The following is a 24334-nucleotide window of genomic DNA, read 5'->3' as shown; positions in this document are numbered from 1 at the left end:
CGGATCACCGCCGGGCGGCCCGGGGTTCGCCGATAGGGTCGACCGCATGAGCGACAGCGCGCGTGCAGGCGATGCCCACGGGTCCGACGGCGTCGACGGCTCCCTCCGGGAGCGCTGGCGGGAGGTGCTCGTCCGCGCCCGGGGCGGGGCCGCCGCACCCGACCCCGCGCCGTACGCCGACAACCTGCTGGCGCGCTGGGCCGAGCCGCAGCGGCGGTACCACACCACCGCGCACCTGGCCGCGGTGCTCGGCCACGTGGACACCCTCGCCGGGCACGCGGCCGACCCGGACGCGGTACGCCTCGCCGCCTGGTTCCACGACGCGGTGTACCGGCCCGACCGGTCCGAGAACGAGGAGCGCAGCGCGGCGCTCGCCGAACGCGCGCTCCCGGAGGCCGGGGTGCCCGACCGGGTCACGGCCGAGGTGGCCCGCCTCGTACGCCTCACCGTCACCCACGACCCGGCCCCCGGCGACACCGACGGCGAGGTGCTGTGCGACGCGGACCTGGCGATCCTGGCGGCGGACCCGCGGCACTACGCGGCGTACACGGCACAGGTCCGCGAGGAGTACGGCTTCGTGCCCGACGACGCGTTCCGGGAGGGGCGGGCGACGGTGCTGCGCCAGCTGCTCGGACTGCCCCGGCTGTTCCGCACCCCGTACGGGGCGGACCGGTGGGAGCAGCGGGCCCGGCGGAACCTGCTGACCGAGCTGGAACTGCTCAACCACTGACGGACCCGCACCACCGGCGGGAAACGCCGATGAGGAACGCCGGTGGGAAACGCCGGTGGGAAACAATGCCGCAACGTTGCCGATACGCCGGGAATGCGGCGGCATGTGATCGCTGTTGGCAGCTGTCATGCCCGACTCTGCCGTCATCCGCTCCCGCATGCCTCTCGCCGTGTACGTCCTGGGTCTCTCGGTCTTCGCCCTGGGGACCAGTGAATTCATGCTCTCCGGACTGCTGCCGCCCATCGCCGACGACATGGACGTGTCGATACCCCGCGCCGGGCTCCTCATATCCGCCTTCGCGATCGGCATGGTGATCGGTGCCCCGCTGCTCGCCGTGGCCACGCTCCGGCTGCCGCGCCGCACCACTCTGATCACCCTGATCTCCGTCTTCGGCCTCGGTCAGGTCGCGGGCGCGCTCGCCCCGACGTACGAGGTGCTCTTCGTGTCCCGGGTGGTGAGCGCGTTCGCCTGTGCCGGGTTCTGGGCGGTGGGGGCGGCGGTCGCCATCGCCATGGTGCCGGTGAACGCGCGGGCCCGCGCCATGGCCGTGATGATCGGCGGACTGTCGATCGCCAACGTGCTGGGGGTGCCCCTGGGGGCGTTCCTCGGCGAGAACTTCGGCTGGCGGTCGGCGTTCTGGGCGGTGGGCGCGGCGTCCGCCGTGGCGCTGGTCGGGGTGGCGACCCTGATCCCGCGCATTCCGCTGCCGGAGCAGCGCCCCCGGATCAGGCAGGAGCTGGGCATCTACCGCGACCGGCAGGTGTGGCTGTCGATCGTGGTCACGGCACTCGCCGCGGGCGGCGTCTTCTGCGCGTTCAGCTACCTGGCCCCGCTGCTGACCGATGTCGCCGGGCTGGACTCGGGCTGGGTGCCGACGGTGCTCGCGCTGTTCGGGATCGGGGCGCTGGTCGGTACGACGATCGGCGGCCGGGTCGCGGACGCGCACCTCTTCGGGGTGCTGATGAGCGGTGTCGCGGCCTCGACGGTCCTCCTGGTAGCGCTGGCGCTGTTCGCCTCGTACCAGGTCGCCGCGGTCGGGCTCGCGTTCCTGCTGGGCCTGTCGTCGTTCTACACGGCCCCGGCACTGAACGCCCGGATGTTCAACGTGGCGGGCGCCGCGCCGACGCTGGCCGGTGCGACGGCCACCGCCGCGTTCAACCTGGGCAACACGGGCGGCCCCTGGCTGGGCGGTGCGGTGATCGACGCGGACTTCGGTTTCGCGGCGACCGCGTGGGCCGGTGCGGCGATGACGGTGGTGGCGCTGGCGGCCGTGGTGCTCTCGCTGCGGTTGCAGGGCGGCGGCAGGTCGCGCCGGGTGGCGGGGGCGCCCGCCGCGGCGCCGTCGGACGCGCCGGTGGAGGCGTGCCGGGGCGCGGAGCCCACGACCGCCTGACCACCCGGCCGTCTGACGGCACGTCGGCCCCGCCCCGCCCCCGGACCGCCATCAGGCCCCGGGGGCGGGGCGTCCCTTGGGGCGTCGCAGCCCCGCCTCCGTGATCCGGCGGACGAGTTCCTTCGGGCCGATCTCCTTCGCCCCGGCCCGTACCGCGTCCATGTACCGCTCTTCCGGTATGTCGTAGTGGTCCCGCTCGAACGCGCGCGGCGGGCAGCCGATGGACGCCGCGAAGGCGTGCAGCTCGTCGAAGGACACGTCGCTGACCAGGTGCGACCACAGCCGCCCGTGCCCCGGCCACTGGGGCGGATCGATGTAGACGGTCACCGGCGCAGTATCCCGTCGAGCGAGCCGACCGGCGCCACGGCCACGGCCGCCTTGGTGCACACCCAGTGCGGGTCCGGGCCCAGTTCCGGTTCGACGTCGAGGGCGTGCGGGTCGCCCGCGTCGCAGACCGGGCAGAGCGGCCACCGCCCGTACCGTTCGAGCAACGCGTCCTGCACGTCCTGGGCGACGAGCCCGACCACGAACGCGGCCCCGTCGGGCCACTGTTCGACCCACCAGCGGCGGTGGGTCACCGCGTCCTCGACCAACGAGACGATCCCGGCCTCGGCGACGTCACCCGCGGCGAGATCGGCCATGACCAGGGCACGGGCCGTGTGCAGCGCCTGTTCCAAGGGGTTCATCTCCATGGCCCCATTGTCGCTCCGCCCGCGAGAAGGCCCCACGCACCGGCCCCGCCGTTTCCGCGCTGTCCGAAGCGCTCCCGGGACGGGGCCGGAGCGGCACCGGGGCCGCACCGGAACGACGCCCGGCCGACGCCGCCGGAACGCAGGTTCAAAAGGGGGGTTGACGGGCAACCCGGTTGAAAATATCTTTCAAATGTGACCAACGACTTGAAGGAAAGTTTCAGCGCCGATTCCCCGCCCGCCCCCGCGGCCCTCGCGGCCAAGGTGCGCACGCTCGCGCCGTCCATGACCCGCTCCATGCAGCGCGTCGCCGAGGCCGTCGCCGGTGATCCCGCGGGCTGCGCCGCCCTCACGGTCACCGGTCTCGCCGAACTCACCGGCACCAGCGAGGCGACCGTGGTCCGCACGGCCCGTCTCCTCGGCTATCCCGGCTATCGCGATCTGCGGCTGGCCCTCGCCGGGCTCGCCGCGCACCAGCAGTCGGGGCGCGCCCCCGCCGTCACCGCGGACATAGCGGTCGACGACCCGATCGCCGACGTGGTGGCCAAGCTGGCCTACGACGAGCAGCAGACCCTCGCCGACACGGCCGCCGGGCTCGACACCGTCCAGCTCGGTGCCGCCGTGGCCGCCGCCGCCACCGCCCGGCGGATCGACATCTACGGTGTGGGCGCCTCCTCGCTCGTCGGCCAGGACCTCGCGCAGAAGCTGGCCCGCATCGGGCTGATCGCGCACGCCCACACGGACCCGCACCTGGCGGTGACCAACGCCGTGCAGCTCCGCTCCGGCGACGTGGCCATCGCGATCACGCACTCCGGCTCCACCGTCGACGTCATCGAGCCGCTGCGGGTCGCCTTCGACCGCGGTGCGACGACGGTCGCGATCACCGGCCGCCCCGACGGCCCGGTCACGCAGTACGCCGACCACGTACTGACCACGTCCACCGCCCGGGAGAGCGAGCTGCGCCCCGCCGCCATGTCGAGCCGCACGAGCCAACTCCTCGTCGTCGACTGCCTGTTCATAGGCGTGGCCCAGCGTACGTACGAGACGGCCGCCCCGGCCCTCTCCGCCTCCTACGAGGCACTGGCCCACCGCCACACGCCCCGCCCCCGCTGACCCGCCCCCGCCCCGCCTCTCGCGCGCCCCCGTCCCCCGACCCCGACCTCCCCGAACCCCGCCCTCACACCCCGAGCGCGGGCCCGAACCCCGCACTCGCACCCCCGAGCGCGGACCCGTTCGCCCCGAACCCCCCATCCGCAGCACCGTACGAGCCCGAGACCGAAAAGGCAGAGTCACCCTCCATGACCTCCATCGCCGACCTCACTCCCGCCGGCCCCGACGACCACGGGGACCTGCGCGCCCAGCTCGAAACACTCACCACCGAGGCGTTCCGGCCCGAGCTCGCCGAGATCGACCGGCTGAGCACCCTTGAGACAGCCCGCATCATGAACGGCGAGGACCGGTCCGTCCCGGACGCCGTCGGCGCCCGGCTGCCCGAGATAGCGGCCGCGATCGACGGCATCGCGGAACGCATGGCGCGCGGCGGGCGCCTGATCTACGCGGGCGCGGGCACGGCGGGCCGGCTCGGCGTGCTGGACGCCAGCGAGTGCCCGCCCACCTTCAACACCGACCCGTCCCAGGTCGTCGGCCTGATCGCGGGCGGCCCGACCGCCATGGTCACGGCCGTCGAGGGCGCCGAGGACAGCAAGGAGCTGGCCGCCGCCGACCTGGACGCCCTGGCCCTCACCGCCGACGACACCGTGGTCGGCATCTCCGCCTCCGGTCGCACGCCGTACGCGATCGGCGCCGTCGAGCACGCCCGCCGCAAGGGCGCCCTGACGCTCGGCCTGTCCTGCAACGCGAACTCCGCGCTGGGGGCGGCGGCCGAGCACGGCATCGAGGTCGTCGTCGGCCCGGAGCTGCTCACCGGCTCCACCCGGCTCAAGGCGGGCACGGCCCAGAAGCTCGTCCTCAACATGATCTCGACGATCACGATGATCCGGCTCGGCAAGACGTACGGGAACCTGATGGTCGACGTCCGTGCCTCCAACGAGAAGCTGCGCGCCCGGTCCCGCCGGATCGTCTCGCTCGCCACCGGGGCGTCCGACGAGGAGATCGAGGCCGCGCTCGCCGCGACCGACGGCGAGGTGAAGAACGCCATCCTCACCATCCTCGGCCAGGTCGACGGCCCCACCGCCGCCGCGCTGCTGGCCTCCTCCGACGGCCATCTCCGTACCGCCCTGGCCGCCGCTCCCCGCACCACCTGACCCACCGGTTCCACCCCGCACCTCCCCCCACAGCAAGGCACCACGCACCATGGCAACACAGGACAAGAACCGCGCCACCGCCGCCGCGATCCTCCCCCTCGTCGGTGGCGCCGCGAACGTCAGCTCCATCGCCCACTGCATGACCCGGCTCCGGCTGGGTCTGCACGACCGCTCGCTCGTCGACGACGAGGCCCTGAAGGCGGTCCCCGCCGTCATGGGGGTGGTCGAGGACGACACGTACCAGATCGTCCTCGGCCCGGGCGCCGTCGCCCGGGTCACGCCGGAGTTCGAGCGGTTGGTGGCGGAGGCCGGGGCATCCGGCCCCGCCGCCCCTTCCCCCGCCGGCTCCCCCTCTCCCGACTCCCCCGCCGCGTCGGCGAAGGAGCTGGCCGACCGGGGCGCCGCGATGAAGGCGGCGCGGAAGGCGAAGAACGCCACCCCGTTCAAGCTGTTCCTGCGCAGGATCGCGAACATCTTCGTCCCGCTGATCCCGGCGCTCATCGGCTGCGGCATCATCGCCGGCCTCAACGGCCTGCTGGTGAACCTGGGTTGGCTGACCTCCGTCACCCCCGCCCTGGCCGCGATGGCGGCCGGCTTCATGGCGCTGATCGCCGTGTTCGTCGGTTTCAACACGGCGAAGGAGTTCGGCGGGACGCCGATCCTGGGCGGTGCGGTCGCCGCGATCATCGTGTTCCCGGGCGTCGCGAACATCGACGCCTTCGGCCAGAAGCTCTCCCCCGGCCAGGGCGGTGTGCTCGGCGCGCTCGGCGCGGCGGTCCTGGCCGTGTACGTGGAGAAGTGGTGCCGCCGGTGGGTGCCGGAGGCGCTGGACGTCCTGGTCACCCCGACCCTCACCGTGCTGATCTCCGGCCTGGTGACGATCTTCGGCCTGATGTACGTGGCCGGTGAGATCTCCACCGCCATCGGTACGTTCGCCGACTGGCTGCTCTCGCACGGCGGCGCGGGCGCGGGCTTCGTGCTCGGCGGACTCTTCCTGCCCCTGGTGATGCTGGGCCTGCACCAGGCGCTCATCCCGATCCACACCACCCTGATCGAGCAGCAGGGCTACACCGTCCTGCTCCCGATCCTCGCCATGGCGGGCGCCGGCCAGGTCGGCGCGGCGGTCGCGGTCTACTTCCGCCTCCCCCGCAACGAGTCGATCCGCCGCACCATCAAGTCCGCCCTGCCCGCAGGTCTGCTGGGCGTGGGCGAGCCCCTGATCTACGGCGTCAGCCTCCCGCTGGGCCGCCCGTTCGTCACGGCGTGCGTGGGCGGGGCGTTCGGCGGCGGCTTCATCGGGCTGTTCAACCAGCTCGGCGACAAGGTCGGCTCCACCGCCATCGGCCCGTCCGGCTGGGCCCTGTTCCCCCTCCTCGACGGCAACCGCGGCCTCGGCACCACGATCGCGATCTACGCGGGCGGCCTGCTGGTGGGGTACCTCACCGGGTTCCTCGCCACGTACTTCTTCGGCTTCGGCAAGGACCTGCTGGCGGAGTTCGACGTCTCCCGGGAACCGGCCGCCTCCCCCGCCACCGCGACCGGCGCCCCCGAGAAGGAACCGGCCGGGGTCTGACCTCCGGCCCACGGACCCGCATGGGTGAGGGGTGGTATCCGGCCGACCGGGTACCACCCCTCACCCACGCACGCACGCCCACCCGTTCAGACCGGGAACTCCTCCGTTTCACCCCGGGTCCGGAGCAGGGGGTCCCAGGGGCGACCTTCGGGGGACGGGGGGTTCTCGACCACCGCAGTCATGGCAGCCTCCCCTCCCGGTTGACCTCCCGCACGCGGGCCCGCAGCACTTCCCCCAACGGCGCCGCGCGCACCGATTCCGGTGGGCAGTCCCACTCGGGTCCGCCGCCCGCCGCCCGCAACTGCACGTACGGGCCGACGCGCCCCATCACGCGCCCCACCCTGCCGTCCCGGATGTCCACCGCGAACGAGCCCGGCTCCGGCGCGTCCCCCTCGAACCGCTCACCGCTCATGACCGACCAGCCCCTGTGCCTCCAGCACCGCGCTCAGCCGCAGCGCCGTGTCGAGATTGCATCGCCCGAGGTCCACCAACGGCGCCTCCGGTTCGGTCCCCGCGCACGTCACCGGGTCGATCCGCAACGAGGGCAAGGTGATCCCGACCCCCGAGAAACTCTCCTTCAACCGCGCCACCGCGTCCTCCGCCGCCCGCACTCTGCTCTCCGTCGCCTTGCGGCGTTCGATCATCACCATGATCCACTCCTTTCCACTCTGAGTAATGGGAATGCATACCCAGCGTGTCCAACGCGGTGATGGCCCGGAAGAGGCGCAGTCCCGACAACCGCACATGTGTCACAGGGAGTTGTCATGCCGGGGCCCAAAAGCTCGATCCCGGCCCCTCGCCACACGCCCCGCTCGGTGCCGAACTCCGTCGCCGCGGGGAAGGGGTGGACCTCTCGCAGGAGAGGCCGGGTCCCGAACTGTTCGTGAGCGGCTCTTTCATCGGCCGGCCGGAGGCCGGTACCCGCCGGATCCAGGAGGGCCGGGCCCGGCGGCTCGACGAGGTCCTGGAAACGCACACGTTCTTCACCCGCGACCACGCCGCCCCGAAGGAGTCCCGGCGACCGGGGCCGGTGCGCCTCGTGCGGGCGCGCCTCAGGTCAGGCTGTCGAACTTTCCGAGGAAGGCGCCGACCACCGCCGCGACGACCCCGGCGGCGAAGAGGAGGCCGATGCCGAGGGTGCAGGCGGCCAGGACGGCGCTCCGGATCCGCCGGCCCCGCGACCGCAGCGGGAGCACCCGGCCGGAATCGTGTGGGTCGTACGCCGCTTCGATGCTCCAGGTGGGGACGGAGTGCCGCACGGTACGGACCAAGCCGCCCCGATCCGTGTACGCGTACAGGCCGGGCTGGTCCTGGAGCCGGATGGCGGCCGTCCGGACGCCGTGCTTCCGCAGGTACCGTTCCTCGACCGGTATGTAGGCGAGGAACGCGCCGAGCGCGAGGATCACCGTCCCGAAGAAGCCGAACGGGATGATGACGGTCATGGCGGCCGGGCTTCCCGTGAAGCCCACGAGCACGCATGAGCCGATGACCACCAGGGCCGCGACGAGCGCGCCGCGCTTTATCCCGCGAAGCCAGTTCCGGTAGCTCGGCTGGTACAGGCGTTCGCCCCAGACGAGGTCCGCGCCGTCGATCGCCTCCGTCTCCTCGGTCCGCCCCGGCAGAGCCGCGTTCACCGCGTCGGCGAAGGCGACGGCGGCGCCCACCACGTCCCGGACCCGGTGGACGTGCGCCTTGTCCGTGGTCGGCGCGGCGATCAGCTCGATCGTGACGGACTGCCCCTCGGCGAGTACCCGGCTGATGGCCTTCAGCGGGATGTGCGTCTGCTCGTGCGGTCGACGCACGGTCAGCACATCGTTCTCCACAAATACGACGGCTTCTCCACGGGCATGGAGAACAGGTATGCGAGAAGTGATCGACATGTGTGTGATGTTAGGGACGGAGGCCGGTGCCCGGAAGCCTTCGGGTGCACGGGCCGGAACGAGTGATTAGCAGTCATCGGGCAGCCGGTTGCTCCGCTTGATCACTGCCCACTCGATCGAGTGGACGTTCTCGCCCATATATGTGGTTCGGGCATGAAACCCCTTCGTCGAACGCGATCATTCGGCCGTGATTCCAACACTCCGGACGGCACACCGTCCCACGTCACTGCTCCCGGCCGGACTCGCCGCACTCGCCGCGCTCTCCCTCCTCCCGGCGCTCCCGGCCGCCGCCGCCCCGGCGAAGGACCCCTCGCCGCGGCCCGCCGCGCACCGCCCGGTGACCCCGGCCGAGCGCAGGACCTCCGCGTACCTGGACTCGCTCCGGAACAGGCCGGAGCGGCAGAAGGAGTTCTTCAAGGCCCTGCCCAAGGGGGGTGACCTGCACAACCACCTGTCGGGCGCCGTCACGACGGAGTACCTGATCGAGCTCGCGGCCGAGCAGGGGCTGTGCATCGACGCGACGATGACGGCCGTCGCACCGCCGTGCGGACCCGGCAAGCGGCCCGCCTCGGACGCGCGGACCGATGCCGCGTTCCGGCAGCAGGTCATCCGGGCCTGGTCCATGCAGGACTTCCCGCCGGGCGAGTCCGGGCACGACCACTTCTTCAACACGTTCGACAAGTTCGGCATGGCGACCTGGTACACCCGCGGCAAGATGCTCGCGAACGTGGCCGACACCGTCGTCAAGAACAACCAGTTCTACCTGGAGACGCTGGTCACGCCCGCGTCGGACAGCTCGAAGGCGCTGTCCGAGCAGGTGGGTTACGACCCCGACCTGGCGGCCTTCCACCGCAAGCTCGTGGCCGGCGGGAAGCTCGACAAGGTGGTGGACGAGGCCATCCAGGAGGCCGACGACACGGACGCGCAGTTCCGGGCGGCATCGCACTGCGACACCCCGCGCCCCGCCCCGGGCTGCCGCCTGCCCGTCAAGTGGATCTCCCAGGTGTCCCGGGGCAGCACCCCGGCCCGGGTGTTCACGCAGATGGCGGTCGGCATGCGGCTGGCCGAGCGCGACCCGCGTTTCGTCGCGGTCAACCTCGTCCAGCCCGAGGACTGGCAGAGCTCGCTGGACAACTACAGCCTCCAGATGCGGATGCTGAAGTACCTGCGCGGCCAGTACCCCGACTCCCACCTCACCCTGCACGCCGGTGAGCTGGCGCCCGGCCTCGTCAAGCCGGAGGACCTGACCTTCCACATCCGGGAGGCCGTCCTCGTCGCCGGGGCCGAACGCATCGGGCACGGCGTGGACCTGGTCCACGAGGACGACTGGCGGCAGCTCGCGCGGACGATGGCGCGGCGCGACGTCGCGGTCGAGGTGCCGTTCTCCAGCAACAAGCAGATCCTCGGCATCGCGGGCGACGACCACCCGTTCAACGCCTACCGCAGCTACGGCGTCCCGGTGGTCCTGGCCACCGACGACCCGGGGGTCTCGCGGATCGACATCAGCCACGAGTACCGGTACGCGTCCCGGACGTACAACCTGTCCTACCCCGAGCTGAAGGACCTGGCCCGCGCCTCCCTGGAGCACGCGTTCAACGACGGCCGCAGCCTGTGGACCGCCGACCGCGCCCGGTCCGACTACCGCCCGGTCCCCGTCTGCCGGGGCAGCCGTCCCGGCGACAACCGGCCGAGCCCGCGTTGCGCCCACTACCTCGCGGAGAACCCGAAGGCGGCGGCCGAATGGCGCCAGGAGGTGGCCTTCGCCGCCTTCGAGCGCGAGCACCGCTGAGCGGGACCCGCACCCACGGAGTCACGGGGCGGCACGGCGCGGAGCCGGGCCGCCCCTTCCCGTTCCTCCGACCGTTCCTCCGACCGACCGGCCGTCCGTCACGCCGTACCGTCCCCGTCCTTCTCCCCGGGCGCGGACCAGAGGTGGTCGAGCGTGCCGAGCACGAGCCGGCAGACGTCGTCCGGATCGGCACCGGCGAGCGGCTCTCGGGCGACGACCGTCCGCATCAGGCCGATGCCGAGCAGCCAGGCCATGGCGAGGTCCGCGCGCAGGGCGCCGTCCTCGGTGCCGGACAGCCCGGCCAGGGCGCTCTGGTACTCCTCGCCCAGCTCCCGCAGGGTTCCGGCCGCCTCGTCGCCCCGGCCCACGGAACGCAGATAGACCTCCAGGGAGCGGTCCTCCGCACTGCCCGCGCTGTGGCTCAGCATCGAGCGCAGGGCCGTCTCGAAGAGTTCCTCGGGCGGGGTCGCGCGCAACTGTTCGAGACCTCCCTGCGCCACGACTTCCGTGAGCAAACCCTGTTTCGAGCCGAAGTAACGGAAGAGCAGGGCCTGGTTCGCCCCGGCGCGCTCGGCGATGCTCCGCACTGTCGTCGCTTCGTAGCCCCGCTCCGCGAACAGGTCGCGGGCGGCTTCCAGCAGCCGCTGCCGGGTGGCCGCGGAGTCCCGGCGACGCTCTCCGGACGACGGTGCGGGGGCGGGCGTCATGGCGGATTTCCTCTCGAACGGCCCGTCAGGATAACGGCCGTAAAGCGTCGTTGACTGCCCGGAAGGATCGCTTCTACGTTTGTAAGCAGCTGCTTACATATGGGAGGTCCGCAGTGACCACAGCAGATGCCGCCCCCCTCGCCTACCCCTTCAACACCGCCGAGGGACTCCGGCTCGCCGAGGAGTACGAGCGCGTACGCGACCGGCCGGGACTGTTACGGGTCCAGATGCCGTACGGCGAACCGGCCTGGCTCGTCACCCGCTACGCCGATGCCCGGCTCGTCCTCGGCGACCAGCGCTTCAGCCGGGCCCTCGCCGCCTCGCACGACGAGCCCAGGCAGTCCGAGGGCCAGCGCGACGGCGGCATCCTCGGCATGGACCCGCCGGACCACACCCGGCTGCGTTCCCTGGTCGCCAAGGCGTTCACGGTCCGGCAGGTCGAGAAGCTGCGCCCCCAGGTGCGGGAGCTGACCGCGAGCCTCCTCGACGACATGGAGGCGGCCGGGCAGCCGGCGGACCTGGTGGACCTGTTCGCGCTGCCGCTGCCGGTGGCCGTGATCTGCCGGATGCTGGGGGTGCCCACCGAGGACCGGCCGCGCTTTCGGGTGTGGAGCGACGACGCGCTGTCGACGAGCTCCCTGACGGCGGAGGAGTTCGAGGCCAGCCGCGACGAACTGCGCGCCTACATGGCCGGGTTGATCGAGCAGCACCGCCGCGAGCCGCAGGACGACCTGATGACGGCCCTGATCGAGGCCCGCGACGGCGGCGACCGGCTCTCGGAGCTCGAACTCGTCGACCTGTGCGTCGGCATCCTCGTGGCGGGTCACGAGACCACTGCCTCCCAGATCCCCAACTTCGTCCTCACCCTGCTCGACCACCCGGAGCAGCTGGCCCGGCTCAGGGCCGAACCCGAGCTGGTCCCGAACGCGGTGGAGGAGCTGCTGCGCTTCGTGCCGCTGGGCAGCGGTGCCGGTCAGCCCCGTTACGCCATCGAGGACGTCGAGGTGGGCGGGACGCTCGTCCGCGCCGGAAGCCCGGTCCTGGTCGCCGTCGGCGCGGCCAACCGCGACGCGCTGCGGTTCACGGCCCCGGGCGTGCTCGACATCGCCCGCGAGGGCAACCAGCACCTCGGCTTCGGCCACGGCGTCCACCACTGCCTGGGTGCCCCGCTGGCCCGGCTGGAGCTCCAGGAGGCGCTGTCCGCGCTCATCACCCGCTTCCCCGGCCTGCACGTGGCCGCCGACGTGACGTGGAAGTCCGAGATGCTGGTGCGCGGGCCGCGCGTCATGCCGATCGGGTGGTGAGACGGCGATGAGCTGGAACGTACGCGTCGACCGGGAGCTGTGCCAGGGATCGGGCATGTGCGCGGGAACCGTCCCCGGGGTGTTCGCCCTGGACGACGAGCGCGCCCGGGCCCGGGCCGACGGGATCGAGCCGGACGAACGGGTCCTGGACGCCTCCGACATCTGCCCGGCCCTGGCGATCACCGTGCACGACGGCGCCACCGTCATCGGCCCCCGCCGAGACTGAGACCCCCCGTCGCCGCACCCCCGCCGCGACCGGGCCGCCGCCGGGTGGGCCGGGCGATGCCCGTCCTCCCCGGTCCACCCGGCACCGGCCCATGACCCCCTTCGAAAGTGGCTCGAAACGCACACCGTATGCTTCCATTGCGCCGCAAAACGATCATTTATGGCCCAACTCGCCGGGCGGCCGCGCGGCGGGCCATGAGCCACGCCCGCAGGAAGTACACGGATGATTGCCATAGCGGCGGCCCTCGCAGAGATCGCGCTGATCCTGACGCACCGCGGGCGCAGGCCGTCCCACACCTCCGGGGCGGGCGCGGCCCTGTCCTTCATGGCCGCCGGGCTGGGAGCCTGCGCGGCGGGGTGGCTCGTCATCGGGCGGCCCGCGATCGCATGGGGCGATCTGCTCCTGGCGCTCATGTGGGGAGTGGCCATCGCCTCCGAAGCCGCGCAGGCGGCCCGGAGCCTCTCCGGGCGGGCCTGGGCGGGCTGGGCGACGGCCTGCGTCGGCGGGGCGGCTTCGGCGACCTGGCTGCTGCCCGGTCCACTGCCCTTCATCTGACGCCCCGGGGCTCAAGCCCCGAAGTCCGAGCGCTCTTTCAGCGGAATGGGTGGACGGGTACATACCCGCCCACCCTCCCTGCCCGACCGGCGAGTTGACCGGAAAGCCGACCGCCGGAACGCCCGGCCGGCCGAGCACGCGTTGACCACCACGGCCGACGTCACCAAGCCGCACAAGGCGGAAGACGTCGCCGAGAAGGCCATCGACAAGACTGCGGCCGAGGTCGTCACCCCCGCCCTGCCGGCATGTTGTCGTAGCTTTCTTCTCCCTCGCCTGCAGCCTCATCTGTTTCAAAGTCTGCTTCGAGGAACGTATCGAGCGGAAGAACGGGAAATCACTGGTGGCACCATTCGGTGGAATCCCTCTCCACCGGCAGCGAGCGGCTGAACTCGCCGACCGCAAGTCGGCCCGGGTGGACTGTCCGCAAAAGGAACTCATCGCAAGTCTCCTGGCGAACACCTGCAAGATCTGCGGAAGCAAGGGCAACGGGCAAGTGCACCACGTCCGGGCTCTGGCCGACCTCACACATGCCGGACAGCAGCCTTCGGACTGGGCGCGCGTCATGCTCCAACCGCGCCGCAAAACGGTTGCGGCCTGCGACGTCTGCCACAACCGCATCCGCTCGGAACAGCCGGCCAGGACACTCACACAGTAGTCACTGGAGAACTGGATGACCGGGAAACCGTCATGTCCGGTTCGGCGGGAGGCCGCGCGGAAACAGGACCTGTCACGGCAGGCCCCTCACCGCGCGGCCGACCCAACGTCCTGGCCGACCGGCTACCGTCGGCTCAACCACCGATATGAACGCCACCCCCGCAACTACCTGGAGTTCCCCGGTCTCGCCGCCACCCTCTGCAGCTACAAACGCTTTCTCAACCTCACCATTTAGGAAACGGTCCAAGAACCTGAGGAACGAGTACGCCGGACATACCACCAACGCCACACTGTGTGTCCTACCAGAGCGAACGCAACAGCAACTGCGGCGAACCGAACCGTATTCCAGGTATTAATGACGATCAAACTCGGCCCACGTGATTCATTTGCCAAGCGCGTAGAGGTCTCGTAAAAGGCCACCAAGGGAATTAGTAGCCGAAAGAAGAGGCCACCGATACCCGGCACTCGCGCAACGTTGCCCAAGAGCCCAAGAGGCACCCCGAATATAAACGCAAACACTCCCCATGCTGCAATTTTAGAGGACGATCCGTCACCTGGGGTCTGCAATCCGTCTGGGACGGCGACAGTAAGAATCGAATCCTTGAGCAGGTAGTAAGTAACTACCCCGATAGCCAGCCCAAAAGGCGCAAGAATGACTGCTTCAACTTTTGACCGACGGGAATAGCCCACCAGGAATGCGTAACAGGCCCATGGCCACCCGCCAGAAAAAATGACATCCATGACCACCCCGACGGGATTGTCCCATTTTCCGGCAAGAGGGCCCAGCAGGCCAAGCAGCAAGCCACTCCCGAGTGGCACTGTCAGCAATACGGCGCGAGCGCCCGGAAAATTTCCGATTTCTCTTCCCTCTTCATTCTTAAACCTGAGCCGAGAGCCCTGATACCACATGGTTTCCCGTGTGACACCAGAGACTCGCACCAGCTCATCCCTCCCGTCAGGAATTCACCTGACAATTCAGGAATTGCATCTAGGCATTAGCATAGTAGGCGTAGCAAGTCCAGGCCGTGCCGGTGGTTACACTGGCGTAGGATGTAGCACCCTTCGCCGCCCAGCCACTTTTGTAGTCGACGTTTTGAACCCTCACCGTGCTCCTGTGCTGCACGTCCGCGATGTAGTTCGAATAGCAACGCTTCCTGCCCACCGGGGTCGTCGGCTCCCACCCGTAGCACCACCGACCATGAGTGACATTCTGGCAGGTATTTCCTGCCGCCGGCTGAATGTCATCTGTCGAAGCATTGATTTCGATCTTCACCACACCCCACTCGGAGGGGTCACCCAACCCCGCAGGCGGCCGCATGCCATCCTCGCGGCGATGGATGGTGACGGTGACTTCGGAGGTGCCGGTGGCACCGGAAGCGCTGACTTGAGAACCATCTGCGGCGGCTGGCGCGGCAAATCCGACAGTGGCCAGAGTTGCACCCGCGATAGCGAAAGCGACTGATCTGCTGACAATCTTCATGAAATCCCCTCCCATGGTTCCTTGCGCTGGGAACAGGGAGATCTTTTGCGGACTCACACCTTCCCGCAAGGGAAAACCGAACCCCTTGACCGAATTCACCCCTACTCGGCAAATGTGAATTTATGCGAATATCTCCACTTTCTCTTTCGTCCGTTTTGAGGTGATAATTGGGCAGAAGGTTGACTGCTCCGACACTTCCCCTGCCCATCGACCCGGTCCCTGGCCCGCGGCTGATACTCAACACCCCTCCTGGCACGTGCCGTTGACGCCCTCGGTGACACCGGCCAGGAGATCGTCACCCGACTGCCCGGCACCTGAGGCACCGAGGCGGAGATCTACCCCCGCCGGCTCCGGCAGGAGGACATCGTCGGCTCGCCGAGGAGACAGCAGAGACCTTGGAGTGCGGTATGCGGCCTTCCGTTCGGCCTGCCGTCGCTCGATGGTGTGACGTGGGGGCATCACTGCCGGTCGGACGTCCGAGGTTCGCTATCACTCACACACCGTCAATGAGCATGAACCTGAAGCGTTTTGGATCAATACGTACGCGCTGCCAAGTTCGTGATGGCACTCGCCCCGGGAACCGGGGCAAGGGGCTACGCAGCGGAAACGGATCGCCTGGCAATGGACCGGAGGCTTCCACCTCGCCCACCTGTGCTTGGTCTGGCTCAAGGTGCTGGAGCCCAACACATCCGGGGTCAGCGCGTAAGGAGAGGCGGGATTCCGTCCGGCCGGCTTCGGCAGCGGGGTGCTGACCGGGCAAGCCCGTGGACGAGCTGATCATGGATGCGTTTCCCGAGGTCCTCCCCGGAACGTCCGCTGTGCCTGCTGCGCTCGGCAGCCGACTCGCTGCCCCTCTCACCCCGGGGCTCAAGCCCCGAAGTCCGAGCGCTCTTTCAGCGGAATGGGTGGACGGGTACATACCCGCCCACCCTCCCTGCCCGACCGGCGAGTTGACCGGAAAGCCGACCGCCGGAACGCCCGGCCGGCCGAGCACGCGTTGACCACATGTGACCGGTTTGCCACGGACGGTGGTGACCCTCTAGCGTTCCGGGAACAGGGCCATCCCTGTGGACGCAGAACGACCCCTGCCGGTGCTGGAACACCAAAACAGGGGTCTGACCACTCCGATCGCAAGACCCTTGCGATCTCTGAAAGGCATCGCGATCTCATGGCTGACAGTCAGCTTAGTGCCGCCCCGGGCACACCTCACACCTCCCCTCACTCCTCCCCGCTCACCGCCTCGCACCCGCATCCGATGGCCGGTCCGGGGTACGGAAAGCGTTCGGCGCCCGCCCAACTTCCGCGTACCGAACGCGACTTCGCGCACCTCCCGGCCCGCGAGGCGTCCATCGCCGCATATCTCGACCGGCTGCCCGAGGGCGCGGACATCTCCGTGAAAACCCTGGCCAAGGTGCTCCCGTACGGCCAGTGCGCCCTGCGCACCGCGCTCAACCGGCTCCAGGACGCCGGGCACCTGCGGCGCGGCAGCGAGTGCGTGGCGCGTGACGAGTGCCTGCTGTGGGTGACCCGTACGTTCTTCTCCCGGACCGCGCGGGACGACGCGTGGTGGGCGGCGTTCACCAGGGGCGACGCACCGCCGCAGGAGCACCGGCAACGGCCCACCCGCTCCCGGGCGTTCGTCCTGCTCGCCGCGCTGGGACGCACCGCGCCCCCGCTCACCCTGTCGGCGGCGGACTGCGCGACGCTGGAACCACAGGTCACCGAGTGGTTCGAGCGGGGCGCCACCGAGACGGAACTGCTGCACGCCCTCACCGACGGCCTCCCCAGCCCCGTCCACCACGCGGCGGCCCTCGTCCGCAGGCGGCTCACCGACAAGATGCCACCCGAACGGATGGCTCCGGCGCCGCCCCGAACGCTGCTGGTCAGTCTCGAATGCGGCGACTGCCGCGCCCCGGGCAGCGAACAGGCCCTGATCGGCGGCCGGTGCGGACCCTGCCGGGGCGAACCGGCCGCCCGGCCAGCCGGCCCGGACGGCGCCGTACCGGCGGAGGGGGTGCGCGAGCGGATGGCCGAGGTCCGGGCCGCGATGTCCCACCGCCGCTGACCCCGGCCGTCACCCCCTCCCCCTGGCTCAAACCGGCTCCCACCTGGGAGTGGTTTGAACCGCTTCCCCGACCGGATCGCCACACCCCGTGCTCCGCTTTGCACGTGTTGTGACGAACCAGCCCAAAGGGGAACGACCCATGCCCGACCCGTCCCACGAGCAGATCGCCTCGGGGCTCCAGAACAGGCCCCCCATCGCCCTGGTCCCCGGCCCCCGCATCGACGCCGAACCGCACAGCTCCCTCCCCCTGCGGCCCAGTGCCGTATGGGATCTGCCGGGCGGTTCCGCCCGGGTCTACCTCGGCGAGGGGAACAAGGCACTCGTACGGCCCGTGCTCGTCGCCGACGGCTTCGGCACGGGGCCCAGCGAGCTGGTGTCCGCCTGGGAGACCATGGAGTTCGGCGACTATCCGCTCATCAGCGAGCTGCGCCGCCGCGGCCGGGACGTCGTCCTCCTCGGCTTCCGCGAACGCGGTGCGTCCATTCCGGACAACTCCACGACCGCGCAGGCCGCGATCCTGCGCACCGCCGCGGAACAGGAGGGCCGCACCCCGCTGGCCGTCGGCGGGTTCGGCACGGGCGGCCTGGTCACCCGGCACGCGCTGGCCGCGATGGAGAGCCGGGACGTCGACCACCGGACGGGGCTGTACTTCTCGTACGACAGCCCTCATCGCGGCGCCTGGATTCCGCTCGCGCTCCAGGCGTTCGCGCACTACATCAGGGACCTCGACAGCCGGTTCTCCGACCAGATCAACAGCCCGGCCGCCCGCCAGCTGCTGTGGCGGCACATCGGGGAGTGGGACGGCACACCGGAACGGAGCGCGGAACGCACCGCGTTCCTCGCCGAGATGCGGGCGGTCGGCGAATGGCCGCGCAGGCCGCGGCTGATCGGGGTCGCCAACGGGGCGGCCGACGGCATCGGCACCGACGCCCGGGCGGGCGAACTGGCCCTGGAGGGCAGGGGGGCCTCGATCGCGGGCACCAGGCTCTACACCCACTCCCCCGGCGACGGCGAACTCGCCGCGCGGCTACGGGTGGTGACGGACCGGACCCATGAGATCCGCACCACCGGACTGCCGTCCATCGACGGCGCGCCCGGCGGCACCCTGGAAGGGTTCGGCATCCTCGCCGACGGACTCAACGCGCTCGCCGCCCCGCTCGGCCTCAAGACCGACGTGCGCATCCGCTCGCACTGCTTCGTGCCGTCCGTCAGCGCGGTGGACATCGGCGACCTGGACACGGACGACGAGCTGTACATGGACATCTCCCGGCTCCCGTACGAGCCCAGCGGACTGGACGAGTTCAAGCTCGCCTCCCGCAACGAGGGCCACGCCCTGGTGACGGAGGAACTCTCCACCTGGCTGCTCGACCGGCTCCCGTAGCGGGCGGGCGCCGCGGCCGGGAGGACCGGGAAACCGGAACGGCGCAGGCCCCCCGGACCAGGTGGTCCGGGGGGCCTGCGCGGCACAGCTGTGCGGGAACTGCCGATCCGTCAGGATCAGAAGTCCATGTCACCGCCCGGCATGCCGCCCGGAGCGGCCGCGGCGGCCTTCTCCGGCTTGTCGGCGATGACGGCCTCGGTGGTGAGGAACAGCGCGGCGATGGACGCGGCGTTCTGCAGGGCGGAACGCGTGACCTTCGCCGGGTCGAGGATGCCCTCGGCGATCATGTCGACGTACTCGCCGGTCGCGGCGTTCAGACCGTGGCCGACGGCCAGGTTGCGCACCTTCTCGACGACGACGCCGCCTTCGAGACCACCATTGACGGCGATCTGCTTCAGCGGGGCCTCCAGGGCCAGCTTCACGGCGTTGGCGCCGGTCGCCTCGTCACCCGAGAGCTCCAGCTTCTCGAAGACGGCCGAGGCCTGGAGCAGAGCCACGCCACCACCGGCGACGATGCCCTCCTCGACGGCGGCCTTGGCGTTGCGCACCGCGTCCTCGATGCGGTGCTTGCGCTCCTTGAGCTCGACCTCGGTCGCGGCACCGGCCTTGATGACGGCCACGCCGCCGGCCAGCTTCGCGAGGCGCTCCTGGAGCTTCTCGCGGTCGTAGTCCGAGTCGCTGTTCTCGATCTCGGCACGGATCTGGTTGACGCGGCCCTGGACCTGGTCGCTGTCACCGGCACCGTCGACGATCGTCGTCTCGTCCTTGGTGATGACGACCTTGCGGGCGCGGCCGAGCAGGTCGAGACCGGCGTTCTCCAGCTTGAGGCCGACCTCCTCGGAGATGACGGTGCCACCGGTGAGGATGGCGATGTCGCCGAGCATGGCCTTGCGGCGGTCACCGAAGCCCGGGGCCTTGACGGCGACGGACTTGAAGGTGCCACGGATCTTGTTGACGACCAGGGTCGACAGGGCCTCGCCCTCGACGTCCTCGGCGATGATCAGCAGCGGCTTGCCGGACTGCATGACCTTCTCCAGCAGCGGAAGGAGGTCCTTCACGTTGCTGACCTTGGAGTTCACGATCAGGATGTACGGGTCGTCGAGGGACGACTCCATGCGCTCCATGTCGGTGGCGAAGTACGCCGAGATGTAGCCCTTGTCGAAGCGCATGCCCTCGGTGAGCTCGAGCTCCAGACCGAAGGTCTGGGACTCCTCGACGGTGATGACGCCTTCCTTGCCGACCTTGTCCATGGCCTCGGCGATGAGCTCGCCGATCTGGGTGTCGGCGGCGGAGATGGAGGCCGTGGAAGCGATCTGCTCCTTGGTCTCGACATCCTTCGCCTGCTCCAGGAGGGCGGCGGAGACGGCCTCGACGGCCTTCTCGATGCCCCGCTTGAGGGCCATCGGGTTGGCACCCGCGGCGACGTTGCGCAGACCCTCGCGGACGAGCGCCTGGGCCAGAACGGTGGCGGTGGTCGTACCGTCGCCGGCGACGTCGTCCGTCTTCTTGGCGACCTCCTTGACCAGCTCCGCACCGATCTTCTCGTACGGGTCCTCCAGCTCGATCTCCTTGGCGATGGAAACACCATCGTTGGTGATCGTGGGGGCGCCCCACTTCTTCTCAAGGACGACGTTGCGACCCTTGGGGCCAAGGGTGACCTTGACGGCGTCGGCGAGCTGGTTCATGCCGCGCTCGAGACCGCGCCGGGCCTCCTCGTCGAACGCGATGATCTTGGCCATGTGAAGTGGTCCTCCCGGACAGGGGTGGATTTCTCCGGACCGGGAGGCGCCCGCGACGGACGGCCTGCGTGACCGGTGGTTCCTTGCCCCGCCGGCCTGCGGGCCTCACCGGCCCGATCCAAGTTCTGTCACTCTCACCTGGAGAGTGCTAACGCCAATAATTAGCACTCGACCATGGAGAGTGCAAGCGCCTTCGAGGAAGGCCCGGCGGGGAACGACGGCCGGGCGACGGGGACGGGGAGGCGTTCCGGCGCGCCGGAACGCACCGAGGTCCGTACCCCTGGGGGGGTACGGACCTCGGTGCGTGAGTGGTGTCGGTGGCCGACCGCGTCGTACTCAGCCGACGGCGAGCTTGACCATGTCCGCCTGGGGCCCCTTCTGGCCCTGCGAGATCTCGAACTCAACTCGCTGACCCTCTTCGAGGGTGCGGTACCCGTCCATCTGGATCGCGCTGTAGTGGACGAAAACATCCGCACCACCGTCGACCGCGATGAAGCCGTACCCCTTCTCCGCGTTGAACCACTTGACGGTGCCCTGAGCCATGCCTAACTCCCCTATTACTGGCCCTTGCGCGGGGCCGCACTTCGCGGTCCCGGGTCAGAACCCACCCTCCGACAGGAGAGGGTGCGTGCGCCGGAACGCGTCGACCGCGGCTGAATGTATCTGCCCAACTGCCCTCTGCAACAGGTCAATCGGACGAGAATTCTCGACAGCGCCGAACGCCCGAATATGTGGAATTGGTGAGATTCCAGGGCAAGTCGGGCCAGACAAAAGTGACTTATGGCGCAAGGGGTTCGAGCACTTTGGCTGCTTCTTGTCGCGACGCGGCGCATTCTCATATGCAGGCGGTGCGGGCAGCTGGGGGGACTTCCCACACTCTACCGCGCTCAACCATGCAGAATTGCCCCCTCCGTTTCAAACCCGGAGAGGTTTGAAACCGGAGAGGGCAATTCCGTTCGGGTGATTCGGTCCGCGACCCGACGCGGTGTCAGCAGCCGCCCGCGACGGCCGGGATGATCGAGATGCCGGCGCCGTCCGGCGTGGCCGTCTCCAGACCGTTCTCGAAGCGCACGTCGTCGTCGTTGACGTAGACGTTCACGAAGCGGCGCAGCTTGCCCTGGTCGTCCAGGACGCGGGCGGCGATGCCCGGGTGGTCCTTCTCCAGGGACTCGATGACCTGGGAGAGGGTCGTGCCCTCCGCCGGGACCTCGGCCCGGCCGCCCGTGTAGGTGCGGAGAATGGTGGGGATGCGGACGTTCACGCTCATGATCGGGTGCCTTTCCTGGAGTCCGGGGTGGTCAGCTGGTGGCGAGGCCCGCGGCGCGGAACGCGTCCAGGCTGGGGCGGATCGTCGCGGTCGCCTGCGAGGTGGCGGCCACCGCGTCGAGGGTCTTGAGGCCGTCGCCCGTGTTGAGGACGACGGTGGTCAGCGTCGGGTCGATGACACCGGCCTCGATGAGCTTCTTCGTCACGCCGACCGTCACCCCGCCCGCCGTCTCCGCGAAGATCCCCTCGGTGCGGGCCAGCAGCTTGATGGCGTCGACCACCTGCTCGTCGTCCACGTCCTCCACCGCGCCGCCGGTGCGGCGGGCGATGTCCAGGACGTACGGGCCGTCGGCCGGGTTGCCGATGGCCAGGGACTTGGCGATGGTGTTCGGCTTCTGCGGCCGTACGACGTCGTGACCGGCCTTGAAGGCGGCGGAGACCGGGGAGCAGCCCTCGGCCTGGGCGCCGAAGATCTTGTACGGCTTGTCCTCGACCAGACCGAGCCCGATCAGCTCCTGGAGCCCCTTGTCGATCTTCGTGAGCTGCGATCCGGACGCGATCGGGATGACGATCTGGTCCGGCAGCCGCCAGCCGAGCTGCTCGCAGATCTCGTACGCCAGGGTCTTGGAGCCCTCGCCGTAGTACGGCCGGAGGTTGACGTTGACGAAGCCCCAGCCCTCGCCGAGCGGGTCGCCGATGAGCTCCGAGCAGAAGCGGTTGACGTCGTCGTAGTTGCCCTCGATGCCGACCAGCTCACCGCCGTACACCGCGGCCATGACGACCTTGCCCTGCTCCAGGTCGTGCGGGATGAACACGCAGGAGCGGAAGCCCGCGCGGGCGGCGGCGGCGCCGACCGCTCCGGCGAGGTTGCCGGTGGAGGAGCAGGACAGGGTGGTGAAGCCGAAGGCGCGGGCGGCCTCGACGGCGATCGCGACGACCCGGTCCTTGAAGGAGTGCGTCGGGTTGCCGGAGTCGTCCTTGACGTACAGGCCGCCGGTGACGCCCAGCTCGCGGGCGAGGTTGTCGGCCTTGACCAGCTTGGTGAAGCCGGGGTTGATGTTGGGCTTGTCCGCGACGTCCGCGGGGACCGGCAGCAGCGGCGCGTAGCGCCAGATGTTGTTCGGGCCGGCCTCGATGCGCTTCCTCAGCTCCTCGGGGGAACCGCTCGGCAGGTCGTACGCCACTTCGAGCGGTCCGAAACAGGACGCGCAGGCGAAGATGGGGCCGAGGTCGAAACGCTCTTTGCACTCGCGGCAGGAAAGCGCCGCGGCGGGGCCGAGGTCGACGGAGGATTCGGTGTTCGCTGCAACGGTCTGCACAGCCATGATGGCGGAGGCCCTTTCTCCTCATCTTCCTTGTGACGCACTTCGCCACAAGACGGAATTGGCACCTTCCCCACCGTGACCTCGCGGTCGGCAGGAGGGTTGCCGGGACTTCAACGGGCCGTTCCCTCAGTCCCTCTGGATGAGCTCTTTGGCACCGGATCTTCGATCCGGGCGTTTATTGGCAGATGGACCCCGACATGCGACGGTCATCCGCGTTGTTCAAGACTGTAACCGAAGCACCAGGCTGCCGAGACAGCAGTCCGAACCGCGAGATGGATCACACAACAGGGAGTACCGACCGTGCTGGAAGAGGTCGAACGCTGGCTGGCCGGGCGATCCTGGTCGGCCGCCGACCGTCCGTTGGAGCGTCTGCTGGCCGCCAAGGCCGGGGATCCGCGCCGCGGGAGCGTGAGCGTGGTGCTGCCCGCGCTCGACGAGGAGGCGACGGTCGGCGACATCGTCACGACGATCCGGCGCGAGCTGATGGAGAAGGTCCCCCTGGTCGACGAGCTCGTGGTGATCGACTCCGGTTCCACCGACGCCACCTCCCGGGTGGCCCGGGAGGCCGGCGCCCGGGTGGTGCACCGTGACGCGATACTCCCCCGGATACCGGCCGTGCCCGGCAAGGGCGAGGTGCTGTGGCGGTCCCTCCTGGTCACCGGTGGCGACATCGTCTGCTTCGTCGACGCCGACCTGAAGGACTTCTCGGCGGACTTCGTCTCCGGCATCGTCGGCCCGCTGCTGACCGACCCGGACGTGCAGTTCGTGAAGGCGATGTACGACCGCCCCTTCGGGGACGACACCGGCGGGACGGCGGCCCAGGGGGGCCGGGTGACCGAGCTGGTGGCCCGCCCGCTGCTCAATCTGCACTGGCCGCAGCTGGCCGGTTTCGTCCAGCCGCTGGGCGGCGAGTACGCCGTGCGCCGCTCCCTGCTCGAACAGCTGCCGTTCCCCGTCGGCTACGGAGTGGAACTGGGACTGCTGGTCGATGCCCTGCACACGGTGGGACTGGACGCGCTGGCCCAGGTGGACGTGGGGGTGCGCAGGCACCGGCACCAGGACGGGCAGGCGCTGGGCCGGATGGCGGCGACGATCTACCGGACCGCGCAACTGCGGCTGTCCCGCGGCCACTTGGTGCGCCCCGAGCTCACCCAGTTCGAGCGCGGCGCGGACGGCTTCGTGCCGCGCACCCACGCCGTGGACACCGAGGAGCGGCCCCCGATGCGCGAGATCGAGGAGTACGTTTCGCGCCGCGCGGCCTGAACCGGCCCGACTTCGCACGTTTGGGCGGTTCGTGATCGGGCTAGATTCCGC

The 24334-nt window shown here is 70.1% G+C and carries 25 protein-coding genes, 1 pseudogene and 1 riboswitch; of the genes and pseudogenes, 15 read left to right on the top strand and 11 right to left on the bottom strand.

Annotation, left to right across the window (positions count from 1 at the left end):
• The first annotated feature begins 46 nt into the window (after positions 1 to 46).
• Complete coding sequence (locus tag ACFYW1_RS18945; RefSeq protein WP_388993846.1) at positions 47 to 730, top strand: hypothetical protein; 684 nt, start codon at positions 47 to 49, stop codon at positions 728 to 730.
• A gap of 157 nt (positions 731 to 887) precedes the next feature.
• A complete protein-coding gene (locus ACFYW1_RS18940; RefSeq protein WP_388994009.1) occupies positions 888 to 2123 on the top strand; it encodes a Cmx/CmrA family chloramphenicol efflux MFS transporter in 1236 nt (411 codons plus the stop codon).
• A gap of 51 nt (positions 2124 to 2174) precedes the next feature.
• Here ACFYW1_RS18940 and ACFYW1_RS18935 read toward each other — a convergent pair whose 3' ends face one another.
• Both ACFYW1_RS18935 and ACFYW1_RS18930 read right to left on the bottom strand, forming a co-directional pair.
• Complete coding sequence (locus tag ACFYW1_RS18935) at positions 2175 to 2450, bottom strand: DUF4031 domain-containing protein (protein WP_388993843.1); 276 nt, start codon at positions 2448 to 2450, stop codon at positions 2175 to 2177.
• Positions 2447 to 2815, bottom strand: a complete 369-nt coding sequence (locus tag ACFYW1_RS18930) for a hypothetical protein (RefSeq protein WP_356930540.1) — start codon at positions 2813 to 2815, stop codon at positions 2447 to 2449. The genes ACFYW1_RS18935 and ACFYW1_RS18930 overlap by 4 nt, the downstream gene beginning before the upstream one ends.
• Before the next feature lie 192 nt (positions 2816 to 3007).
• On the opposite strand from ACFYW1_RS18930, the gene ACFYW1_RS18925 reads away from it, so the two are divergent.
• The 3 genes from ACFYW1_RS18925 (at position 3008) to ACFYW1_RS18915 (ending at position 6649) form a co-directional block, all read left to right on the top strand.
• Positions 3008 to 3925, top strand: a complete 918-nt coding sequence (locus ACFYW1_RS18925; protein ID WP_351832349.1) for a MurR/RpiR family transcriptional regulator — start codon at positions 3008 to 3010, stop codon at positions 3923 to 3925.
• 185 nt (positions 3926 to 4110) lie between these two features.
• Positions 4111 to 5076, top strand: coding sequence for an N-acetylmuramic acid 6-phosphate etherase (murQ, locus tag ACFYW1_RS18920; protein ID WP_388993838.1), 966 nt, complete (start codon positions 4111 to 4113; stop codon positions 5074 to 5076).
• A gap of 49 nt (positions 5077 to 5125) precedes the next feature.
• A complete protein-coding gene (locus ACFYW1_RS18915) occupies positions 5126 to 6649 on the top strand; it encodes a PTS transporter subunit EIIC (protein ID WP_388993836.1) in 1524 nt (507 codons plus the stop codon).
• Positions 6650 to 6827: 178 nt separating this feature from the next.
• Here ACFYW1_RS18915 and ACFYW1_RS18910 read toward each other — a convergent pair whose 3' ends face one another.
• From ACFYW1_RS18910 to ACFYW1_RS18900, 3 genes are all read right to left on the bottom strand, one after another.
• Positions 6828 to 7061 carry a hypothetical protein gene (locus ACFYW1_RS18910; protein WP_388993833.1) on the bottom strand — a complete coding sequence of 78 codons (234 nt, stop codon included), beginning with the start codon at positions 7059 to 7061 and terminating at the stop codon, positions 6828 to 6830.
• Complete coding sequence (locus tag ACFYW1_RS18905) at positions 7051 to 7299, bottom strand: hypothetical protein (RefSeq protein WP_388993830.1); 249 nt, start codon at positions 7297 to 7299, stop codon at positions 7051 to 7053. The genes ACFYW1_RS18910 and ACFYW1_RS18905 overlap by 11 nt, the downstream gene beginning before the upstream one ends.
• Positions 7300 to 7701: 402 nt before the next feature.
• Positions 7702 to 8529: a hypothetical protein gene (locus ACFYW1_RS18900; protein ID WP_388993827.1), complete on the bottom strand. Its 828-nt coding sequence runs from the start codon at positions 8527 to 8529 to the stop codon at positions 7702 to 7704.
• A 187-nt stretch (positions 8530 to 8716) separates the two neighbouring features.
• Here ACFYW1_RS18900 and ACFYW1_RS18895 point away from each other — a divergent pair, with 187 nt between their 5' ends.
• On the top strand, positions 8717 to 10318 hold the full coding sequence (locus ACFYW1_RS18895; protein ID WP_388993824.1) for an adenosine deaminase: 1602 nt from the start codon (positions 8717 to 8719) through the stop codon (positions 10316 to 10318).
• A gap of 98 nt (positions 10319 to 10416) precedes the next feature.
• Here ACFYW1_RS18895 and ACFYW1_RS18890 read toward each other — a convergent pair whose 3' ends face one another.
• Positions 10417 to 11025: a TetR/AcrR family transcriptional regulator gene (locus ACFYW1_RS18890; RefSeq protein ID WP_388993821.1), complete on the bottom strand. Its 609-nt coding sequence runs from the start codon at positions 11023 to 11025 to the stop codon at positions 10417 to 10419.
• Positions 11026 to 11138: 113 nt separating this feature from the next.
• Here ACFYW1_RS18890 and ACFYW1_RS18885 point away from each other — a divergent pair, with 113 nt between their 5' ends.
• The 6 genes and pseudogenes from ACFYW1_RS18885 to ACFYW1_RS18860 form a co-directional block, all read left to right on the top strand.
• Entirely contained in the window at positions 11139 to 12329 is a 1191-nt protein-coding gene (locus ACFYW1_RS18885; RefSeq protein WP_388993818.1) for a cytochrome P450, read from the top strand.
• A 7-nt stretch (positions 12330 to 12336) separates the two neighbouring features.
• On the top strand, positions 12337 to 12555 hold the full coding sequence (locus ACFYW1_RS18880; protein ID WP_388993815.1) for a ferredoxin: 219 nt from the start codon (positions 12337 to 12339) through the stop codon (positions 12553 to 12555).
• A 222-nt stretch (positions 12556 to 12777) separates the two neighbouring features.
• On the top strand, positions 12778 to 13110 hold the full coding sequence (locus ACFYW1_RS18875) for a hypothetical protein (protein WP_388993812.1): 333 nt from the start codon (positions 12778 to 12780) through the stop codon (positions 13108 to 13110).
• A gap of 141 nt (positions 13111 to 13251) precedes the next feature.
• Positions 13252 to 13497, top strand: a complete 246-nt coding sequence (locus tag ACFYW1_RS18870) for a hypothetical protein (protein WP_388994021.1) — start codon at positions 13252 to 13254, stop codon at positions 13495 to 13497.
• Positions 13451 to 13765: a hypothetical protein gene (locus ACFYW1_RS18865; protein ID WP_388993809.1), complete on the top strand. Its 315-nt coding sequence runs from the start codon at positions 13451 to 13453 to the stop codon at positions 13763 to 13765. Before ACFYW1_RS18870 ends, ACFYW1_RS18865 begins: the two co-directional genes overlap by 47 nt.
• A gap of 108 nt (positions 13766 to 13873) precedes the next feature.
• A pseudogene (locus tag ACFYW1_RS18860) lies at positions 13874 to 13999 on the top strand (IS5/IS1182 family transposase); the annotation flags it as partial.
• A 753-nt stretch (positions 14000 to 14752) separates the two neighbouring features.
• On the opposite strand, the gene ACFYW1_RS18855 reads toward ACFYW1_RS18860, so the two are convergent.
• Positions 14753 to 15244, bottom strand: coding sequence for a lactococcin 972 family bacteriocin (locus tag ACFYW1_RS18855; RefSeq protein WP_388993806.1), 492 nt, complete (start codon positions 15242 to 15244; stop codon positions 14753 to 14755).
• Between the two features lie 1255 nt (positions 15245 to 16499).
• Here ACFYW1_RS18855 and ACFYW1_RS18850 point away from each other — a divergent pair.
• Positions 16500 to 17309, top strand: coding sequence for a hypothetical protein (locus ACFYW1_RS18850; protein WP_388994006.1), 810 nt, complete (start codon positions 16500 to 16502; stop codon positions 17307 to 17309).
• A 139-nt stretch (positions 17310 to 17448) separates the two neighbouring features.
• Positions 17449 to 18690 carry a hypothetical protein gene (locus ACFYW1_RS18845; protein WP_388993803.1) on the top strand — a complete coding sequence of 414 codons (1242 nt, stop codon included), beginning with the start codon at positions 17449 to 17451 and terminating at the stop codon, positions 18688 to 18690.
• A gap of 116 nt (positions 18691 to 18806) precedes the next feature.
• Here ACFYW1_RS18845 and groL read toward each other — a convergent pair whose 3' ends face one another.
• From groL to thrC, 4 genes are all read right to left on the bottom strand, one after another.
• The gene (gene groL, locus ACFYW1_RS18840; RefSeq protein WP_072487928.1) at positions 18807 to 20429 is read right to left on the bottom strand and encodes a chaperonin GroEL; all 1623 of its coding nucleotides are present in this window, start codon (positions 20427 to 20429) and stop codon (positions 18807 to 18809) included.
• Positions 20430 to 20765: 336 nt separating this feature from the next.
• Positions 20766 to 20972, bottom strand: coding sequence for a cold-shock protein (locus ACFYW1_RS18835; protein WP_003967346.1), 207 nt, complete (start codon positions 20970 to 20972; stop codon positions 20766 to 20768).
• Between the two features lie 445 nt (positions 20973 to 21417).
• Positions 21418 to 21696 carry a ubiquitin-like small modifier protein 1 gene (locus ACFYW1_RS18830; RefSeq protein ID WP_388993797.1) on the bottom strand — a complete coding sequence of 93 codons (279 nt, stop codon included), beginning with the start codon at positions 21694 to 21696 and terminating at the stop codon, positions 21418 to 21420.
• A 31-nt stretch (positions 21697 to 21727) separates the two neighbouring features.
• Positions 21728 to 23020 carry a threonine synthase gene (gene thrC, locus ACFYW1_RS18825; RefSeq protein WP_388993794.1) on the bottom strand — a complete coding sequence of 431 codons (1293 nt, stop codon included), beginning with the start codon at positions 23018 to 23020 and terminating at the stop codon, positions 21728 to 21730.
• A gap of 18 nt (positions 23021 to 23038) precedes the next feature.
• Positions 23039 to 23166, bottom strand: a riboswitch (SAM riboswitch).
• Positions 23167 to 23320: 154 nt separating this feature from the next.
• On the opposite strand from thrC, the gene ACFYW1_RS18820 reads away from it, so the two are divergent.
• A complete protein-coding gene (locus tag ACFYW1_RS18820) occupies positions 23321 to 24283 on the top strand; it encodes a glucosyl-3-phosphoglycerate synthase (protein WP_388993791.1) in 963 nt (320 codons plus the stop codon).
• The last annotated feature ends 51 nt before the right edge of the window (positions 24284 to 24334 follow it).

Origin of the sequence: Streptomyces sp. NPDC002669, from assembly GCF_042889165.1 — a bacterium.
Lineage (GTDB): Bacteria > Actinomycetota > Actinomycetes > Streptomycetales > Streptomycetaceae > Streptomyces.
Note: the sequence above shows the minus strand (reverse complement) of the source record. Positions and strands in the feature narration are given on the sequence as shown.

Bases quoted from the DNA above. Each gene is read 5' to 3' on its own strand.
- ACFYW1_RS18830 (WP_388993797.1), bottom strand. From the start codon at position 21,696: ATGAGCGTGAACGTCCGCATCCCCACCATTCTCCGCACCTACACGGGC.
- murQ (WP_388993838.1), top strand. From the start codon at position 4,111: ATGACCTCCATCGCCGACCTCACTCCCGCCGGCCCCGACGACCACGGG.
- ACFYW1_RS18940 (WP_388994009.1), top strand. From the start codon at position 888: ATGCCTCTCGCCGTGTACGTCCTGGGTCTCTCGGTCTTCGCCCTGGGG.
- thrC (WP_388993794.1), bottom strand. From the start codon at position 23,020: ATGGCTGTGCAGACCGTTGCAGCGAACACCGAATCCTCCGTCGACCTC.
- ACFYW1_RS18855 (WP_388993806.1), bottom strand. From the start codon at position 15,244: ATGAAGATTGTCAGCAGATCAGTCGCTTTCGCTATCGCGGGTGCAACT.
- ACFYW1_RS18930 (WP_356930540.1), bottom strand. From the start codon at position 2,815: ATGGAGATGAACCCCTTGGAACAGGCGCTGCACACGGCCCGTGCCCTG.
- ACFYW1_RS18875 (WP_388993812.1), top strand. From the start codon at position 12,778: ATGATTGCCATAGCGGCGGCCCTCGCAGAGATCGCGCTGATCCTGACG.
- ACFYW1_RS18850 (WP_388994006.1), top strand. From the start codon at position 16,500: ATGGCCGGTCCGGGGTACGGAAAGCGTTCGGCGCCCGCCCAACTTCCG.
- ACFYW1_RS18910 (WP_388993833.1), bottom strand. From the start codon at position 7,061: ATGAGCGGTGAGCGGTTCGAGGGGGACGCGCCGGAGCCGGGCTCGTTC.
- groL (WP_072487928.1), bottom strand. From the start codon at position 20,429: ATGGCCAAGATCATCGCGTTCGACGAGGAGGCCCGGCGCGGTCTCGAG.
- ACFYW1_RS18880 (WP_388993815.1), top strand. From the start codon at position 12,337: ATGAGCTGGAACGTACGCGTCGACCGGGAGCTGTGCCAGGGATCGGGC.
- ACFYW1_RS18835 (WP_003967346.1), bottom strand. From the start codon at position 20,972: ATGGCTCAGGGCACCGTCAAGTGGTTCAACGCGGAGAAGGGGTACGGC.
- ACFYW1_RS18890 (WP_388993821.1), bottom strand. From the start codon at position 11,025: ATGACGCCCGCCCCCGCACCGTCGTCCGGAGAGCGTCGCCGGGACTCC.
- ACFYW1_RS18915 (WP_388993836.1), top strand. From the start codon at position 5,126: ATGGCAACACAGGACAAGAACCGCGCCACCGCCGCCGCGATCCTCCCC.
- ACFYW1_RS18900 (WP_388993827.1), bottom strand. From the start codon at position 8,529: ATGTCGATCACTTCTCGCATACCTGTTCTCCATGCCCGTGGAGAAGCC.
- ACFYW1_RS18845 (WP_388993803.1), top strand. From the start codon at position 17,449: ATGCCCGACCCGTCCCACGAGCAGATCGCCTCGGGGCTCCAGAACAGG.
- ACFYW1_RS18945 (WP_388993846.1), top strand. From the start codon at position 47: ATGAGCGACAGCGCGCGTGCAGGCGATGCCCACGGGTCCGACGGCGTC.
- ACFYW1_RS18905 (WP_388993830.1), bottom strand. From the start codon at position 7,299: ATGGTGATGATCGAACGCCGCAAGGCGACGGAGAGCAGAGTGCGGGCG.